General features: G+C 34.7%; 13 protein-coding genes and 1 pseudogene. 4 read left to right on the forward strand and 10 right to left on the reverse strand.

The features are described 5' to 3' along the window. Positions 1–640: pseudogene (locus A9G41_RS08595) on the reverse strand (transposase); the annotation flags it as partial. A gap of 353 nt (positions 641–993) precedes the next feature. On the opposite strand from A9G41_RS08595, the gene A9G41_RS08600 reads away from it, so the two are divergent. Next, complete coding sequence (locus tag A9G41_RS08600) at positions 994–1,554, forward strand: cell division protein ZapC (protein ID WP_065582934.1); 561 nt, start codon at positions 994–996, stop codon at positions 1,552–1,554. Between the two features lie 959 nt (positions 1,555–2,513). Here the strand turns inward: A9G41_RS08600 and A9G41_RS08610 are convergent. Next, on the reverse strand, positions 2,514–3,605 hold the full coding sequence (locus A9G41_RS08610) for a YcbX family protein (protein ID WP_065582932.1): 1,092 nt from the start codon (positions 3,603–3,605) through the stop codon (positions 2,514–2,516). Between the two features lie 125 nt (positions 3,606–3,730). After that, positions 3,731–4,216, reverse strand: a complete 486-nt coding sequence (gene greB / locus A9G41_RS08615) for a transcription elongation factor GreB (RefSeq protein WP_065582931.1) — start codon at positions 4,214–4,216, stop codon at positions 3,731–3,733. A 538-nt stretch (positions 4,217–4,754) separates the two neighbouring features. Here greB and A9G41_RS08620 point away from each other — a divergent pair. The 3 genes from A9G41_RS08620 to A9G41_RS08630 all read left to right on the forward strand — a co-directional run bounded on the left by A9G41_RS08620 (position 4,755) and on the right by A9G41_RS08630 (position 8,388). Continuing rightward, entirely contained in the window at positions 4,755–5,420 is a 666-nt protein-coding gene (locus tag A9G41_RS08620) for a hypothetical protein (protein ID WP_075539558.1), read from the forward strand. Beyond that, entirely contained in the window at positions 5,402–5,761 is a 360-nt protein-coding gene (locus A9G41_RS08625; RefSeq protein WP_065582929.1) for a hypothetical protein, read from the forward strand. Before A9G41_RS08620 ends, A9G41_RS08625 begins: the two co-directional genes overlap by 19 nt. A 320-nt stretch (positions 5,762–6,081) precedes the next feature. After that, positions 6,082–8,388 carry a Tex family protein gene (locus A9G41_RS08630; protein ID WP_065582928.1) on the forward strand — a complete coding sequence of 769 codons (2,307 nt, stop codon included), beginning with the start codon at positions 6,082–6,084 and terminating at the stop codon, positions 8,386–8,388. A 143-nt stretch (positions 8,389–8,531) separates the two neighbouring features. Here the strand turns inward: A9G41_RS08630 and A9G41_RS08635 are convergent, their stop codons facing one another. The 7 genes from A9G41_RS08635 to add form a co-directional block, all read right to left on the reverse strand. Next, on the reverse strand, positions 8,532–9,398 hold the full coding sequence (locus A9G41_RS08635; RefSeq protein WP_065582927.1) for a YjjW family glycine radical enzyme activase: 867 nt from the start codon (positions 9,396–9,398) through the stop codon (positions 8,532–8,534). Then, positions 9,373–10,920 carry a YjjI family glycine radical enzyme gene (locus A9G41_RS08640; protein WP_442902723.1) on the reverse strand — a complete coding sequence of 516 codons (1,548 nt, stop codon included), beginning with the start codon at positions 10,918–10,920 and terminating at the stop codon, positions 9,373–9,375. Before A9G41_RS08640 ends, A9G41_RS08635 begins: the two co-directional genes overlap by 26 nt. A 14-nt stretch (positions 10,921–10,934) precedes the next feature. Continuing rightward, entirely contained in the window at positions 10,935–12,620 is a 1,686-nt protein-coding gene (gene ushA / locus A9G41_RS08645; RefSeq protein WP_075539559.1) for a bifunctional UDP-sugar hydrolase/5'-nucleotidase UshA, read from the reverse strand. Between the two features lie 28 nt (positions 12,621–12,648). Next, the gene (locus A9G41_RS08650) at positions 12,649–13,950 is read right to left on the reverse strand and encodes a pyrimidine-nucleoside phosphorylase (protein WP_065582924.1); all 1,302 of its coding nucleotides are present in this window, start codon (positions 13,948–13,950) and stop codon (positions 12,649–12,651) included. A gap of 147 nt (positions 13,951–14,097) precedes the next feature. Further along, positions 14,098–14,502: a cytidine deaminase gene (locus A9G41_RS08655; protein WP_442902724.1), complete on the reverse strand. Its 405-nt coding sequence runs from the start codon at positions 14,500–14,502 to the stop codon at positions 14,098–14,100. Between the two features lie 23 nt (positions 14,503–14,525). Beyond that, on the reverse strand, positions 14,526–16,499 hold the full coding sequence (locus A9G41_RS08660; protein ID WP_065582923.1) for a bifunctional 2',3'-cyclic-nucleotide 2'-phosphodiesterase/3'-nucleotidase: 1,974 nt from the start codon (positions 16,497–16,499) through the stop codon (positions 14,526–14,528). Positions 16,500–16,528: 29 nt separating this feature from the next. Then, complete coding sequence (add, locus tag A9G41_RS08665; RefSeq protein ID WP_081295789.1) at positions 16,529–17,698, reverse strand: adenosine deaminase; 1,170 nt, start codon at positions 17,696–17,698, stop codon at positions 16,529–16,531. Between the last annotated feature and the right edge of the window lie 206 nt (positions 17,699–17,904).

Here is a 17,904-nt window from a genome sequence, read left to right on the forward strand (position 1 = left end):
AAGCCACTGTCCGGATCTGTTGTACTGACTTTAACCTCCTTGTATTTCTCTACCGTCGATGGCTTTAAGGCTTTTTTCCGTTTAATTCTCTTTCTGCGTTGATGGCTTGATTAAGCGCATCAATATATTGACTGGGCTCAACAATACGCTGCTCATTACGTGCTTTGCCTTTATTGGCATTTGCTTTTAGGTGAGTACTGTCCGTATATAATACCCGACCACTTATCAACCCTTTGGCAATGGCCTGCTCAACAATATTATCAAAAATCTGTTGATAGATTTCACTGTCATTAAACCGACGGCGACGATTTTGACTAAGTGTTGAGGCGTCAATCACTTTTTCGGTTAATCCCATTCCCAGAAACCAGCGGTAAGCTAAATTGACCTGAATTTCCTGAACCAGACGACGTTCACTGGGGATACCGAAAAGATACCCCAATAGCATGATTTTAAACAGTCTGACCGGATCTTCTGCCGGACGACCGTTATTCGGGCAATAAAGTGGTGCTACCGCTTCTCGAATAAATTCAAAATCAATGACTTTAGCTATTTTACGAACAAGATGATTTTGGGGGACAAGCGCATCTAGTGAGATTTGCTCTATTTTTTCTGGTGTCGCTGGAGTTGGTTTTTTTAGCATAGAAGAACTTCTCTTATAGTGGACTCCTCTCTATTAGATCAAAGAACTCGCCAAAAAGCGAGTTCTTTGTCATCAATCTGAAAGGTGCTCAAAAGCACCTTTTTATTTAAAATTTATGCTTTAAAGTTTATTATAAAAAAATATTCAGGAAATAGTGGATCTGAGTAATAGAATAAATAAATTAAAATGCTCAAAATTAGATCATTTTTATTTTGACGATTTAAATAGGTATTTAAAGTTTTTAAAAATTATATAATTAAATAATTTTTCTTTTAGCTTTTTATTTATTTTTTTTTAAAGTTATGTTATCTTTTTGAGTAAATTTAATTCAATTATAAGAGGATAACATATTAATGAAATTGGCTTTTCGACCAACTGATTGTTGGCGATGGTATTTTGATAGTGGATATGATAGTTTGATGCTTGAAGTTTCATCTGAAATGCTATTCCGTTCTTGTTATCCAAGTAAGATATTAATTCCTGATGTTTTTTGTGAGTTTCCATTTTCAGTTAGTGATGCAACATTTTATTATCAATTTCATGATAGGTGTCAGTTGCTTAATTTGACTGATTCGCAAAAAATTGAATTATCAATTAATGCTATTGTGGCGGCTAATTTTTTAAAACCGCAGATGCCCAAAAGTTGGTATTTTTCTCAACAACCTATGTTTTATAAACCGAAAGTTGCTGATATTGTAGAGGTGAACTTACAAGAAACAAGCCAAAAAGTCTATTTATTGGTCGTTGAAGCCAGCGAAAATGCATCTCTTTGCATTATTGCTCAACCAACGTTTTTCGCTATGAACAAAACTTTCTATTTTTCAGAAGCGATTAAAGTGATGAATGATAGATTAAAGCCTATACAACACGATACGGCACAACATCCAGAATATTTGAAATTAGAAGCTATTTAATAAAATTAAAACTGCTTTTTATCATTAAGCCGTAAATCCTCGTCGTTCAAGACGAGGATTTAAATAATCTAGCATGAAAAATAAGGTATTCTAGGGCAATTTTTACTTATGATGTAAAGAATTGCGGCTTCTTCGTGGCCTTGATCTGCATCCAATTTAAGATAATGTAGTCCTATCTTCTCTAATCTCTATAGATCAACAAGTTTCGTTCCGTAAATTTTAATAAGTATTTTTTTAAGTCGTAATTTATATCTAACTTTTTAAATAATGCGGCTATTATTAAGTAATAACTCGGGATCTTTATCGATACAATATGAATAGTAATTGATTGCTTTAAATAGCTTATCTGAATCTTCATACCATTTTGCAATGTCTGTGGTGACCTTTAACATTAGGATTAGTTCTGTCAAATTGATAAAATAATGAATATACATTATTTTTTTGGCTGTTTTAACTGTTGTTGATACAAATTGCATGCACCAGATGATTTTATGGCACAAGCAAGTTCAAAATACTCCATTGCTTTATTGAATCTGTCATCATCAGCATAATAAAAGTTAAGTTGTAATGTAGCTAAAACATCATTAGAAATTAAAGTTTTTCAACCAAATTTGTTATAATTACTCTCTGGATCGGTTTCTTCGCCATAACCTGATTGAGGATCATAATATAAAGTAAAATCTTTTTCTTTCGTTATGGCAAGACCGTAAATTTTTTTAACTTGTTGCAGTTTTTAGATGAAAGTCTATTGGCCAACTTAACATAAGTTGTTCTAATTTTCTAATACTAGTTAAATTATTCTGATCTGAATTTGATTCTATATTATTTTGTTTATTTTTATTTTTATTTTTTTTAAAAAATTCGTCACGATACTAAAATCATTAGTTGAAAATACAGTAGATAAAAATATAAGCACCAAAACAAACACACTTATTTTTTGAATCATTAATACTAACTTTTTACTCGATTACGATATCACCCATTGGCACACAACTACAGGCTAAAATTCGATTATTCCGTTTTATCGCTGACTGAGTCAGTGATTTGACTTTCCCTTTTTTCAAAAACACTAAGCAACGCCCACATATGCCAGTACGGCAAGAATAAGGTAGAGCTATTCCATTTTGTTCTAACTGTTCTAAAATAGTTTGCTTATCATTCGCTTGAATAGTTTTATTTCCCAAAGTGATGGTACAAGGTTGTATTTCACTTTTTATTTCTGATGGAAAGGTTTTAATGTAATTTTTGGCAAGTTGTCGCTCTAATACTTCGACTTTATCGTGAACAGAGATGGTTCCGTGATTACGAGCAATCATATTCATTCCAAAATCGATTTGGCCTTGTTCATCAGATCTAAAATAACGTAATGTTTTAAGTGGTTCACCATTGTTTAATGGGTTTGCACAATTGATATCAATAGTTGTTAACGCACAGCGAGCACAAGGTTTTACAATATCAAAAATCACTTTGCCAATTTTGATTGTTTTCCAACCATCTTCTGCGAAAGGTAGCGCGCCTTGAATGATAATATTACTGCGAAATTGCCTAATATCTAATTTTTCTGGACATTGCTGTTGTAAATAATCAAATGAAGCTTTATTTAATAACAAGTAAGGATATCTATCAGCAAAACTAACAGGTACTTGAGGGTAACGTTTTGTTCGACGTGATAATTGATGCCCAAGCCAACGTAATTGGACGTCTTTTTGAAGAATTTGGCTGAAAAATTGATTCACCCTTATAGGGGCAATGTGCGAAGTGAAATGATTATCCCAAACTTCTGTCTTTTCCTGAGAGTTTGAAAATTCATCTAGGTTAAGTCTGATAGTTGTCATTGATGGATGAGAAATATGTACTTCGTTCCCTATGATAATGGCACTTGTTTTTAGCAGTTGTGGATATTCTCTTGCAGTAATAAAGGTTCCATCAGGTTCGCTAATCATCAAAATACGATCATGCTCAAAGCCACCTTCAGCAGTATTTACTTTAGTAAGTTTTATACCTTGAATTGATTTGATTGGATAGATATATAATTGATTGATGGATATCATAATGCCTTAGATAATATTATAAATATTGTTATGATTATATACTTTATTGCTTATACATTACAGACAATAGACTATCGAGTTATAGATTATAAAAAACGAATTGTTTTTTATTTAAAGCACGCTATTTAAGAGACCAATTCGGTATAACTAATCGTTACAATGTAATAAAATGCTTTGCCATTTGGTGTCATAACAGTGATTTCATCATCAATTTTATGCCCTATTAGCGCTCTTGCTACAGGGCTGTTAATCGATATCCAATTTTTTCTAGGATCAAACTCATCCGCTCCCACAATACGATAAATATGTAGATTTTCTTTTTCATCTTCTAATTTTACCCATGCACCAAAAAATACCCTGCCTTCTTGCCTTGGATTAGGATCGACAATTGTCAGTGATTCTAATCGTTTAGTTAGAAAACGAACCCGCCTATCGATTTCTCTCAACCTTCGTTTGCCATAGATATATTCGGCGTTCTCACTGCGATCGCCAAGGGCGGCTGCCTCAGATACTACTTGGGTAACTTTAGGTCTTTCTTTTTTCCACAAATATTTTAATTCGTGCTCAAGTGCTAAATACCCTTCTCTTGTTATGTAATTTGCTATTCGCATAATTTAACGTCCTTTTCATTTCATTTTATGTGTTTTGGTGTTTGACTGAGTATTTAATATGCGTTACACGTGTTTTTGTTGTTTTTGATTTAAATTGTGTTACAAAGATAAAAACAAGGTTTTGCTATGATTTTTCGTTTTTTTCTTTCTGTTAATGATAAATGATTTACCTAATAATTATATTAAGTTATGTGCACTATATAAATAGGTTTAATTCAACAATCATTGAAATTCAATAACAGATTTTATATAACTTGAAATTATTATTAGGTATTAATATGGCTACACGGTACCAATTAGCTTTTAACTTAGTTTTTTTGTAAGTTTTTTCTCAACAGAATCTTTAGCATTATCGGCTGTTACCACTAATGTTATTGAAGGGCACAGTCCTCGCTTTATTACTTCGATTGAAAATAGCATTGAATCGAATGCTGAATTTGATTATTTTGGTGTTACCTATGATGGAAAAACTTATTTTAATACAAACGATTTAGATTCTGCACTAGGTATTAATATTGCGACTAAAACTCCAGTGAGTTTGAAATTATCCTCTGCAATCAAACAACCTCAAAATACAGATGTAATAGATGTTTATGGTGCTATTTCTTTATCAGAAGATACAGCCCATCCTCTTTCTCTAGCATGGTATTATGAAGATTCAGATGACAATGAGGTTAAATTAACAGCAGCTCAGACAACAACGACATTTAGTACATTATTGAAAAATGGCGTTTACCCATATATTAAAGCAAGTGGCTCTGTTTCTTTGAATACAAAGTATGGTGTACCAAACTCTCAGAATTACCCAGATAATAAGATAGCCATAACTAAGACTCCTTATCGAAGATTTCATGTCAAAATAGGTGGCGAAGCAATTAAATATGCCAGCCCAAATATGTCTTATGCTGGTGGAGGCTATACCTATGGTGATAAAAGCATTTTTGACCCAGCAACTAACAATGGTCATATACCACAATCTGATTATTTAGATAATTTCCCATCTACAGGTGCAAATGGGCTTTATTTTTATTTAGTGATCAATGGAATAGATAATACATTAGATACAACAACATGGATGGTAAAAACATCAAATGTTGATGATAGTTCGCTTAATGCAATTACCGCAAGTATACAAAAAACAGAAGCCCAAGCTCAAAAGGGTTCAAAGTTTATGATAACAAGAATATGGTGCTTGTCACGTTAAAATGCCCTGACTCATCAAGCAAAGTTGAAGATAAAGCTACAGCACCAACAGCCAACTTACCTGTTGATATTGAATTAATTGGCACAACAAAACAGGGTTTGAAGCTCATTGATAAATTTAGAATAACGCAGTGGTTTATTAATCGAGGGGATTTTGTTGCTTGGCCTGCTCAGCAAAAAGAGTGGTGTGAAGGATTAGGCAATTATCGACAAGCAAATGTTAGGGATTTGAGTAATGCTAGGTTAAATAGTTTAAGTGATAATTTTCATCCTCATCATAATTATAAAAGAGCTGTTCACCATGGATTACTTACTGAATGGGGGGCAATGGCGTATTTTTAGGAGCTAATTTTTATAATCAAACCTATGGTTGGATCAGTGGAATTTCACCAAGTAATGGCAATGCTATTTATGTAAATATGAATAGAAGCATTGTATGATAATAATGTAACGACTTGGGGAACTGGTTATGATTATTATGGGATATGTGTTGCTAAATAAAATGGTGAGTTTAATTATGAGTTTTATTTAATATTCATTTACTCAATAAAAATTAATGATAAGTAGAGCTATTTTTAGATAACTGATCAAATCCGTTGAATTGCAACAAAAACGAAGATAGGTATATAATTACCGCATGTTAAAAAATAGATAAAATAACCATGATTAATAAACAAATTAGCCATATTATAGCTGGTGAGCTGACGGTAAAACCAGAGCAAGTTTTAGCTGCAATCCAATTATTGGATGAAGGTAGTACCGTTCCATTTATTGCCCGTTATCGGAAAGAGGTGACAGGAGGTCTTGACGATACTCAATTACGCACTTTAGATAGCCGATTGAGCTATTTACGTGAACTTGAAGATCGCAAACAAACGATTTTAAAGTCAGTTGAAGAACAAGGTAAATTAACACCAGAATTAAGCCAAAGTATCATACAAACGTTAAGTAAAACCGAACTTGAAGATCTTTATTTGCCTTATAAACCTAAGCGTCGTACTCGTGGTCAAATAGCTATTGAAGCGGGTCTTGAACCATTAGCTAATGACTTATGGCAAAACCCAATACTTGATCCGGAAATTGAAGCGGAAAAGTATATCAATTTGGACAATGGTATTGCGGATACTAAATCTGCATTAGATGGTGCACGTTATATCTTAATGGAGCGATTTGCTGAAGATGCAGCATTACTGGCAAAAGTACGGCATTATCTCTGGAATAATGCGCATTTAGTTTCACAAGTGGTGAGTGGCAAAGAAGAAGAGGGCGCAAAATTTCGAGATTATTTTGCACAAAGTGAACTTATTTCAAAAGTGCCTTCTCATCGAGCTTTAGCGATGTTTCGTGGTCGAAATGAAGGATTTTTACAACTCTCGTTAAATGCCGATCCACAATTTGAAGAAACACCAAAAGAAAGTTATTGTGAACAAATCATCACTGAATATTTAGATGTTCATTTTAATGATCAGCCGGCAGATAAATGGCGTAAAGCCGTTATTAATTGGACATGGCGCATCAAAATTCTAATGCACATGGAAACCGAATTAATGACAACATTACGTGAACGCGCCGAAGAAGAGGCGATCAACGTATTTGCTGCCAATTTGCATGATATGTTAATGGCTGCTCCAGCTGGTATGAAAGTGACCATGGGGATGGATCCTGGATTACGTACAGGCGTCAAAATTGCTGTTGTTGATGCAACCGGTAAATTAGTTGCGACCGAAACGATTTATCCGCATACAGGTCAAGCCGATAAAGCAGCCATGATAGTGGCATCGCTTTGTATTAAATACCAAGTCGAATTAGTGGCTATTGGTAATGGTACGGCATCGAGAGAAACAGAGCGTTTTTATCTCGACGTTCAAAAAAAATACCCAGAAGTTAAAGGTCAAAAAGTTATTGTCAGCGAGGCAGGGGCGTCAGTGTATTCAGCTTCTGAACTTGCAGCACAAGAGTTCCCCGATCTTGATGTATCGATCCGTGGTGCGGTATCAATTGCAAGACGATTACAAGATCCCTTGGCAGAGCTTGTTAAAATTGATCCTAAATCAATCGGTGTTGGTCAATATCAGCATGATGTAAGCCAAACTCAGTTAGCTAAAAAACTTGATGCGGTTGTTGAAGATGGTGTAAATGCGGTTGGTGTCAATTTAAATACCGCCTCAATGATGCTACTTGCACGTATTGCCGGACTTAATAAAGTGATTGCCCAAAATATTATTGATTGGCGTAATGAAAATGGGCAATTTACTGATCGTAAGCAGTTATTAAAAGTTTCGCGTTTAGGTCCTAAAGCCTTTGAACAATGTGCTGGCTTTTTAAGAATTATGGATGGTAAAAATCCGCTTGATGCATCAGCAGTTCACCCCGAAGCTTATCCTGTAGTAGAGCGAATTTTAGAAAAAAATCATAAATCATTAAAAGATATTCTAGGTGACACAAATTATTTAAAATCACTTAACGCAGTTGATTATATTGATGACCATTTTGGTGTACCAACAGTCACAGATATTATTAAAGAGCTCGACAAGCCAGGCCGTGATCCAAGACCTGAATTTAAAACTGCTCAATTTGCTGATGATATCGAAACCATGACAGATCTAAAAGTTGGCATGGTTATGGAAGGCGCGGTAACCAATGTAACCAACTTTGGCGCTTTTGTGGATATTGGTGTTCACCAAGATGGTTTAGTGCATATTTCGGCACTGTCAGATAAGTTTGTTGATGATCCAAGAACTGTTGTGAAAGCTGGTGATATTGTTAAAGTGAAAGTGATTGAAGTAGATATTCCTCGCAAACGTATCGCTTTAACCATGCGTCTTGATGATCCTGCTTCATCAACTAAACAGAAAGATAGTCGATCTTCTAAAAGTCGCTCACATACCAACAAACAAAATAATACGCCATTATTAGGCAACAGCGCGATGGGGAACGCATTTGCTGCAGCATTTAAAAAAAGCAAATAGTAAGTTATCACATGCTGGCAAATATTTCTTGTAATATATCACAATAAGTTGAGTCAAACAAAATAATAAAGAGGAGGAAAGCTCCTCCACCTCTGTAACGTATATTTAATTTATCCGTTATTACTCAATTTCAGCAAAATAGATTATAAATATACAGATGGTAAGGTAATTTTATTTAACCCATTTTGTTCTAATTGTTCTGCAAAAAGTTCGACTTGCTGTTTAGTGGCTACAGACCATGTTTTGGCGATACCGTGCACTCCATGATTATGAAATGCATTAATTCTTATTCGAATATTAGGATCCAAATCCATTAAGAATTCTGCAATGTTTTTAGCATTGTCTTGTAGATCGGTTTGTTTTGGAATAATTAAAAACCTTACTTCATATAATTTGTTAACTTCTGAAAGATATTTAATGGTTTCTTTCACTCGTAGGTTGCCTTTACCCGTCAGTTTTTTATGTACATCATCATCCCAAGCTTTAAGGTCGATCATCGCACCATCCATTACGTTTTCTACTTTTTGCCAACCTGTTTTCACTAAGTAACCATTGCTATCAATAAAGCAGGTAAGGTGCTTTAAATCCTCGGCTTGTTTAACAGCATGAAAAAGTCTTTCAATAAAAGGTAACTGTAATGTCGCTTCGCCACCACTAATGGTAATACCATTCAAAAAAGGCAAGTATTTGCGGATCTCAAGTAAAACATCTTCAACACTATATTGATAGGTCATTGGAGTAGAACTATGACGACAAGTATTAATACATGTATCACATTGCTCACATTGTGAAGATTGCCAGATAACTTTATTATTGATAAATGTTAACGCTTGATGCGGGCAAGTTGCCACACAATCACCACAATCCTTACACGGCGAAATAGTATAAGGATTGTGGCAATTTAAACACTTAAAATTACAGCCTTGTAAAAATATGACTAACCGGTTTCCTGGTCCGTCAACACAAGAAAAGGGTAACAGTTTATTAATGATTGCCCATGGCTTGTTCATAGCTGATTACTCGAGGTGTGCGGCATAAGTAACTCTTGTTGTCAGGCGCTTCGGCTGCTTCGCTACCTAAAAATGTCGTATTAATCCGCGATCCTTCTTGTTTATATTTTTTGATATCCGATAGTCTTACCATATAGCCAGTTACTCGCACAAGATCATTACCACTGATATTAGCAGTAAATTCACGGAAACCAAATTTAAATGCGGCTTTACAAATTTGTACTAATGCTAATGGATTATTTTTTATCGTTTCATCAATCGTTAAAATATCACTAATGCCAGAGGTGTAATATTTATGGTGTTTAAATAATGCCATAATGTGTGTAACAGGATCAGGTTCATGTCCATAAGGTATGCGTAAACCAGGTGTGGCATCTCTATCGGAACTGATGCCCGATTGCGAATGTAACATCGCCTTTCCTTTCCAAGCATAGTTAACCTTATGATTATCAACAAATTCAGCAAGTTGTTTAGAAATTGTTGAAGCTAGCTCATTGGCTTCTTCATCTTTACCATAACGTCCTGCTAATCCAGATTTTTCTTGTAAAATATTGACTGCTTCTGCCATCGCATAAATACCAAACATTGGTGCAAATCGAGTTGTGTCAATTAATCCTTCATTAACTAAAAAACTATTGCTAAAAAAGTTAGATTTTTCAAAAAGAAATGCTGATCTTGCTTGAATTAAATTCATCTGTAATTGGCAGTAGTGTGGAAGAACATGTTTTAAAAAATCATCAATATCTTGACTACGTAATGCCACTTCTTTCAAATTAATTCTGGATAATGTGCTTCCACCACCAGCAATAGGCAGTGAGTTATAACAGCTCACTACACCGTAGCCTTTTTCATCAAAATCTTTTTTAATCATCATATTATTAGCAATATGAGGTTTTGCTGTTTCGCAAATATTTTCAATTGCGGTATTGAGTAACGATTCTGGCGTGATATCTTCATCATAAATAAACGTTAGATTCGGAGCAACTTGTTTAAGCTCGCGATCAACACGTAAAATAACGCGGCAGATCACATTATCGGTCGGACCAATATTGGCATGCATAAATGCATCAGGAAGATTGCGATCAAGCATAATCCAAAAACGTTTTAATCGTGGATAAAGATCCTCTTCTGTTAAATCGCCAACATAAGGAAGTAACACTTCATCTAAACACCCCAAATAAACAGGCATACCAGTTACCGAAGGAACGTGATGATAAATGATGGTAAGCATATTTAATGCATCATCAAATGTTTTTGCTGGCTCAAGTTCTAGCCATTTTGAACCTTGCTTTAAAAATTTAGCATAATCAGGTAGCACATAGCGGGGCTTATAGGGCGCATGACCTTCATACATATCGCAAATCACACGTTCATCTAAAGCATGTCGGGTTTCACTATCTAGATTTACATAAGGTAAATTATTTTCTGCTGCAAGTGCAAGTAAATGGGATTTTTGTTTAGGTGATAGATTAGGATCAGTCACTATATTATAACAATTTAGTTGAAATTCTGTCATGTTCATAGCTACCTCAGTACTTATTTTTCAAAAATAAATGGTGTTGGTTCATAATCTGATGCATTAATAGGAGAGTATTTCTCAAAATACTGTTTTACTACATCAGCATCACGATAACCCGTATCAACATAAGTTGGTGAAGTATTGGTTATTGGGTAACCATCACCACCAGCAGCTAAAAAGTCTAGCGTAACTATGCGATATGATTTTTGTAAATCGATAGGTTCATTTTTAATTTTTATATCTTCAATGTTATTGTTTGATCGTGTCAAGGTGATATTTTTCATATGCGCATATCCGCCAGAACCTGGTTTTTTGTTAAGAACTACTTTAAGGTAATCAATTAATTCACTACCCGTCAGATCAAAATAAACAACGTTATTACCAAAAGGCTCAACTTTTAAAATATCGCGATAAGTAATATTACCTTCAATTAATGAATCGCGAATCATACCACCTGACATAATCCCCATATCAGCACTGGTTTTTTCAATAAAAGCGCTAAGCAATAATTGTCCCATATTGCTTTGTTGATATCTTACAATATTACGATCACCTTCAAGTCGGCCGGATAACTCTCCGCTTTTAATTAGTAAGTGTTGCTTTCCTTGTTCTTGATAAGGCTTTAGATTTTCGAGTAATTTTTTATCTTGTAATATCTCTTCACTGTAATATTCAAGGCGTTTTGTACCATCACCATTATCAACTTCTTTTTTTAAATTGATAGGGATTAGTTGATAATTTTGCAAAGTTATTTTGCCGTTTAAAAAGGTAAAATCTGCACGTCCAACATATCTACCCCATTCATGCGCTTGAACAATCCAAGTCCTGTTTTGCTGATCGGGTGCACAAGGGGTTCCTGGGACATATTCGGTAATGCGCTTATTTGGACTTGCCATACAAACGGGATTTTGTGAATGACCACCCACAATCATATCTAATTCACCACTTTTTAACCCGCGGGCTAATTCAACATCTCCAGGCGCCATTGAACCATGTTCGCCATTTTCATAATGTCCCATATGCGTTAAAGCAATAATCATATCAGGATGTTCCATCTTTTTTATCTGAGCTATAATTTTTTGCGCCTCGGGTAAGGTTTTATGAAATTCAATGCCATCAGTATTTTTAGGTGAAGCTAAAAAAGTTGTATCATCTGTGGTTAATCCAAATACTGCCACTTTAATACCATTTAAATCAAATGTTGCGTAGGCATCAAAAACACGATTATCGGTGCCTTTAAAGTAAGTATTTGCAGATAGAAAAGGAAAATTTGCCCATTTTTGTTGTTCACGAATAATCGTTAAAGGGTGATCAAATTCATGATTACCCACAGCCATCGCATTGTAGCCAATTTCATTCATACCTAAAAAATCAGGTTTTGCTTGAAGTACATCGGATTCAGGAACGCCAGTATTAATATCACCGCCAGATAGAAGCAACAATTTTCCGCCTTTAGCAGCTACCTCCTTTCTTATTTTATCAACGACTGTTTTTTGTGCAGCAAGTCCATATTCACCAATATCATTTTGCCAAAAACGACCGTGGTGATCGTTAGTATGTAGAATAGTAAATTGATAAATTGTGTTCTTTTCCCAAGTGGGTATTGTTGGTTTTTTGTTCGAAACAGTCGCTATAACATTAGCTGAAAATAGACTCAAAACAACAAGTAGTGATATTTTTTTATTTAATTTTGGCTGAAACATGGTTCCTCCTAAATCCTTATTATAATGACTACTCCGTAATCACTTTATAAATCAATTGTGGCTCGCTTGCACTATCACTAACAATAATATTGTCATACAATTTTTGTTTGATTGCATCAAGCTTATCAGTATTGGCATGAATCATTAATAAAGCTTCACCCTCATCAACTTTATCACCGACTTTTTTATGTAATACGATTCCAACCGCTGGATCGATGATATCATCTTTGGTTGCTCGCCCCGCGCCTAATTGCATTGCAACAATGCCAATTTGATCCGCAATAATCTTTGTAATGTAGCCTGATTTTTGCGCAGGTAGTGCGATTTGGTATGGCGCGCTTGCTAATTTTTCAGGATGATCAACAACCGAGCTATCACCACCTTGCGCTTCAATTAAGGTCTTAAATTTTTCAATTGCTTTACCATTTTTTATGACCTCTTGGAGTTTAGCTCTGGCTTCTTCTAATGTTTTCGCTTTGTTGGCAAGCACAACCATTTGGCTACCTAATGTTAAAACTAGCTCAGTTAAATCAGCAGGACCTTTACCTTTCAAAGTATCAATCGCTTCTTTTATTTCAAGTGCATTACCAATTGCAAAACCAAGTGGTTGTGACATATCTGAAATAATAGCCATGGTTCTGCGGCCAATTTGGTTACCGATATTGACCATTTCGTGAGCTAATTTTTCTGAATCAACCATATTTTTCATTAGTGCGCCATCACCGGTTTTAACATCAAGCACAATAGCATCAGCACCAGCAGCTAATTTTTTACTCATAATTGAGCTTGCAATAAGTGGGATAGAATTAACGGTGCCAGTTACGTCACGTAGTGAATAGAGCTTTTTATCGGCTGGTGTTAAATTACCTGACTGACCGATTACTGCTAAACCCTTGGTATTCACCTGATTAATAAAATCTTGTTTGCTTAATTCAATTTTGAATCCCGCAATCGACTCAAATTTATCGGTTGTGCCACCAGTATGCCCAAGCCCACGTCCTGACATTTTAGCGACCGGCACATCTAATGCTGCAACTAAAGGAGCAAGTACTAATGTTGTGGTGTCACCCACACCACCAGTTGAATGTTTATCGACTTTAATTCCTTTTATTGATGATAGGTCAACAGTATCACCTGAATACATCATGGCACTGGTTAAATCCGCACATTCTTTTGATGTCATACCTTGATAATAAATTGCCATTAATAAAGCGCTAACTTGGTAATCAGGGATGGTACCATTAGTGTAGTTAGTAATAAAAAATTGAATTTCGTCAGTGGTTAATGCATGTCCATCACGTTTTTTTTCAATAATATCTACAAATCTCATTATTCGTCTCTCTTAATATCAATAAATTAGGATTATATTCTTCTCATCCATAATTTAGCTTGATGAGAAGGCTAATCCTAGCTAACAATAAGTATCAATTTCTTTTTATTTTCAATATAGCTAAAATTACATTGCTCACAAGCAAAACTAATCTAAATCACTTGGCGAAAAAGACCAAGGTAACAATTCACCAACAGTGGTTTCTTGGATTTTACCTTGCATATTCGTTAAAATAACTGGCATATCTTTAGCGCAAAACTCACTGATTACTTGACGGCAAGCTCCACAAGGCGAAATTGGACCGTCAGTATCACCAATTACCACTAATTTTTTAAATTTTCTTTTACCTTCTGAAACTGCTTTAAAAATAGCGGTACGTTCTGCACAATTGGCTAGGCCATAAGAGGCATTTTCAACATTGCAACCTAAAATCGCCTCATCATCTTCAGTGATTAATACTGCACCAACCTGAAATTTGGAGTAAGGAACATAAGCTTTAGAGCGAGCAGTTTTAGCGAGTTCAATGAGTTTTTCAATTTTCATATTGAGAATCCTTTGTTTCGTAATAATATTAATTAAATTTTAGGTTGAGCGTTAGCTGATGACTGTAAATCTAATCGATAAACACCAAAACCTAATTTATCTTTTTCGATAAATTCAGTAGGGTATAGTGAATGTTTTTCAATATAAGTTTTAGCTTCATCAGTAGGGGATGATTCAAAACGAATATCTAATTTGGTTTCACTCGATATTGGCGCAATTTGCCAGTTGTTATCAACAATAACATTGACCGATCCTTCTTGTTTAGTAACCTTAGTGATATAAGCTGACAGGATCACTCTTAAATCATCTGGTGAATTAAATTTAACATTTTTTTCGCCAGTACCTGGGAATATGCCGCTATAAGCTCGATAATTATTTGTAGCAATTAAAAACATTTGATTAGGATCAAGTGGTTTTTGTTTGTATGTCAAATTAGTTATTCTTTCAGATGTTGGATTGATTAACTGGCAATTAGCATCATAACGTGGAGGTTTGGTGATATCGATTTGATAATTTACACCATCAATTGTATCAAAATTATAGGTTCTAAATTTATCCCAATTAATTAGATATTGCGGATTTGCTGTATGAATATCTATTTGGTTATACATACCCGCAGAACATTCAAGCCATTCTTTTATATTTTTGCCTGTAATTTTAATTACAGATAAAATATTAGGATACAGATAGATATCTGCTGCATTTCTAAAGGTAAGATCACCCTTTTTTACGTCAACAAAAGCGCTTGGATCGTTTTTTCTGCCACCAGCTTTAAATGGTGCAATAGCTGATAAAACTGGCAGGCCATCCAGATCTGGATCGCCTTGAATAAATTGCTTAACGTAATCGGTTTGTGCATCATTAATAATTTGTAAGGCTGATGTATCTTCGACTAGCGCTAAATAGCTAGTAATATCGGTTGAAACTTTACCAATAGGTTTACTTACAAATTTACGCGTACCTTGGTGGTCTGTTGTTAGAATATCAACGAGTTTTTGATCAGCTTCAACTAAGGCTTTTTTATTCGTTTGGTCATAAATGGGCCGTGCTTCAGATTTCCCTGAAATAGCTTGCCAATTGGATTTATCTCCCGTTAGAACTAAATCCACTACGCCTAAATGGCTTCCCCATTGTCCTGGCATGACCGCGGGAACATGATTGATATTTCCAGTTTTTATATCAGTATTAGGAAGTGATTCAAATTCTTCACTTGGGAAGACGCCATGTGAGTGACCAAACATAATTGCATTAATTTCCTTTACTTGGCTTAAGTAATAAACTGAATTTTCAGCTAACGCTTTATAAGGTTCAGCCGACACGCCAGAGTGTGGAATTGCAATAATGACATCAGCGCCTTGTTTTTTCATTTCCGGTACTAATAATTTAGCGGTTTCAGTAATATCTTTGACAACAACTTTGCCATTAAGGTTAAGCTTATCCCATTGCATAATTTGTGGTGGGACAAAACCGATATAACCAATTTTGATAGTATGCTTATTATCATCTCTATCAATAACAGGAGTATCTACAATAATATATTGCTTGAAATATGGCTTATTGGTTTTAGCATCATAGACATTGGCATTAATGTAAGGAAATTTAGCTCCAGAAAGGCTTTTTTTCAGAAATTCCAATCCAAAATTAAATTCGTGGTTACCAATATTACCAACAACATAATCAAGGGTATTGAGTGCTTTATATACTGGGTGTATCTTGCCCTCACTAAGGCCTTTATCAACTGCATAATCAGCCATTGGGCTACCTTGAATTAAATCACCATTATCTACAAGAACACTATTTTTTACTTCACCTCTTGCTTGATGAATTAAATTGGCAGTTTTAACTAACCCATATGAATCAATAGTTTGATCTTTAAAATAATCATAATTCATCATATTGCCGTGTAAATCAGTCGTTTCGATAATTCTTAAATCGACTGTTGCAGCATTAGCAATACCGGAAATAAATAGGGATAAAAAGGTCAGGATGCGTTTATTTTTTTTCATGCGAATCTCCTATCATTCTGATAACTAAATTAGTTAACGGGCATGGCTAGTAACTGCTTTTGATATTCTAAAAATCGTTTAATGATTGCTGGATGATATTTCTTATCATTAATGCATTTTTTCATCACTTGTTTATCATTAGAGGTAAAACATGAAAAAACATGCCCTATCAAACGACTCTTAACCGATTCTTCGGCAAATGCGGCCTGAACGCCACACAGCGTTATGTCAAGCAATTCTAATCGTGAAAATGCAAATATGGATTGGGCAATGTTATATTCTTTTTCAATATCGGTGCCGAAAATTCCGGCATCATCCGTATTGAGAGTAATGCGAACCCCTTGGTCATAAAGCCGTCTTATTGGGTGCTGATAGATATCGCCGTGTAGTTCATTAACCAAAATACGATTACTGGTGAGTGCAACTTCTAGGGTGATGTTGTTCTTAATCAGTTCATTAATTAGATTTTGATCATCAATGGCTTTAATGCCGTGCCCAATTCTTGTTGCGCCATGTTTTAATGCTTGAATGATGCTTTCTGCTGGCTCAATTTCGCCTGCATGATAAGATTTTTGTAAGCCTAATTTAGATGCTAATTGATGTGAATCTTGAAAATCATCGAAATGACCTGCTCTTTCATTGCCTGCAATGTTGAATCCAGTAATAAAACGGTGATGATTATTTTCAATAAATTTTAATGTTTCATGGACAATTTTAGCACCAAGATGTCGAACGCCGATAACATGATACCTAACGGTAATATTATGATTTTTTCGGACGTCAATAATGGCTTTATCCATTTGTGTTAAGGTTTGTTGGAATCGTTCTTTATCCCAAGTCATTTTGCCATCAATTTCGGTTGCACAGATATGATAAGGAGAGATAAAAAGTTCACAGTAGATTAGTCCCTGTTTGGCATTTCTACTCAAAAAATCAAATGTAATTAAATAATAATCTTCCGGAGTTTTTAAAAAATGAGAAACAGTATCATAAGTTTGAATAAATTCTATGAAATTTGTTTCATCATATCGATAACGTCCATTTTGATACTCTTGCTCATCATATTCTCCCTTTTTATAACATAAAGAACTAGGAAAGGGGATTTGATTTTTATCAGCTAACTTTTGAGCCATAATAGGAGTAATGCTCCCTTCAATGTGCTCATGTAATATGACTTTGGGTATTATTTGATCGTTCATTAGGTATTTAATCTATTTAAAATGAGCTAAATGGTTTTAGTAATAATGACATTAAAACACTTATCAAAGCTAAAAATAGCATATTTATTGTTGCTAATTATAAGCTAGGGTATTTTACCTTGATAAGACATCCTCCCGCCATACATTTTGCATTACTTATTTATATTTTTGTTTGGTAAATCATATTTTTAAGCTAATTTTGTGCT

The sequence above is a fragment of the Gilliamella sp. Nev5-1 genome (genome assembly GCF_001690895.1).
Lineage (GTDB): Bacteria > Pseudomonadota > Gammaproteobacteria > Enterobacterales > Orbaceae > Gilliamella > Gilliamella apicola_C.

Coding starts and splice junctions, on each gene's coding strand:
- A9G41_RS08600 (WP_065582934.1), top strand. CDS start 994: ATGAAATTGGCTTTTCGACCAACTGATTGTTGGCGATGGTATTTTGAT.
- A9G41_RS08610 (WP_065582932.1), bottom strand. CDS start 3,605: ATGATATCCATCAATCAATTATATATCTATCCAATCAAATCAATTCAA.
- greB (WP_065582931.1), bottom strand. CDS start 4,216: ATGCGAATAGCAAATTACATAACAAGAGAAGGGTATTTAGCACTTGAG.
- A9G41_RS08625 (WP_065582929.1), top strand. CDS start 5,402: ATGGTGCTTGTCACGTTAAAATGCCCTGACTCATCAAGCAAAGTTGAA.
- A9G41_RS08630 (WP_065582928.1), top strand. CDS start 6,082: ATGATTAATAAACAAATTAGCCATATTATAGCTGGTGAGCTGACGGTA.
- A9G41_RS08635 (WP_065582927.1), bottom strand. CDS start 9,398: ATGAACAAGCCATGGGCAATCATTAATAAACTGTTACCCTTTTCTTGT.
- A9G41_RS08640 (WP_442902723.1), bottom strand. CDS start 10,920: ATGAACATGACAGAATTTCAACTAAATTGTTATAATATAGTGACTGAT.
- ushA (WP_075539559.1), bottom strand. CDS start 12,620: ATGTTTCAGCCAAAATTAAATAAAAAAATATCACTACTTGTTGTTTTG.
- A9G41_RS08650 (WP_065582924.1), bottom strand. CDS start 13,950: ATGAGATTTGTAGATATTATTGAAAAAAAACGTGATGGACATGCATTA.
- A9G41_RS08660 (WP_065582923.1), bottom strand. CDS start 16,499: ATGAAAAAAAATAAACGCATCCTGACCTTTTTATCCCTATTTATTTCC.
- add (WP_081295789.1), bottom strand. CDS start 17,698: ATGAACGATCAAATAATACCCAAAGTCATATTACATGAGCACATTGAA.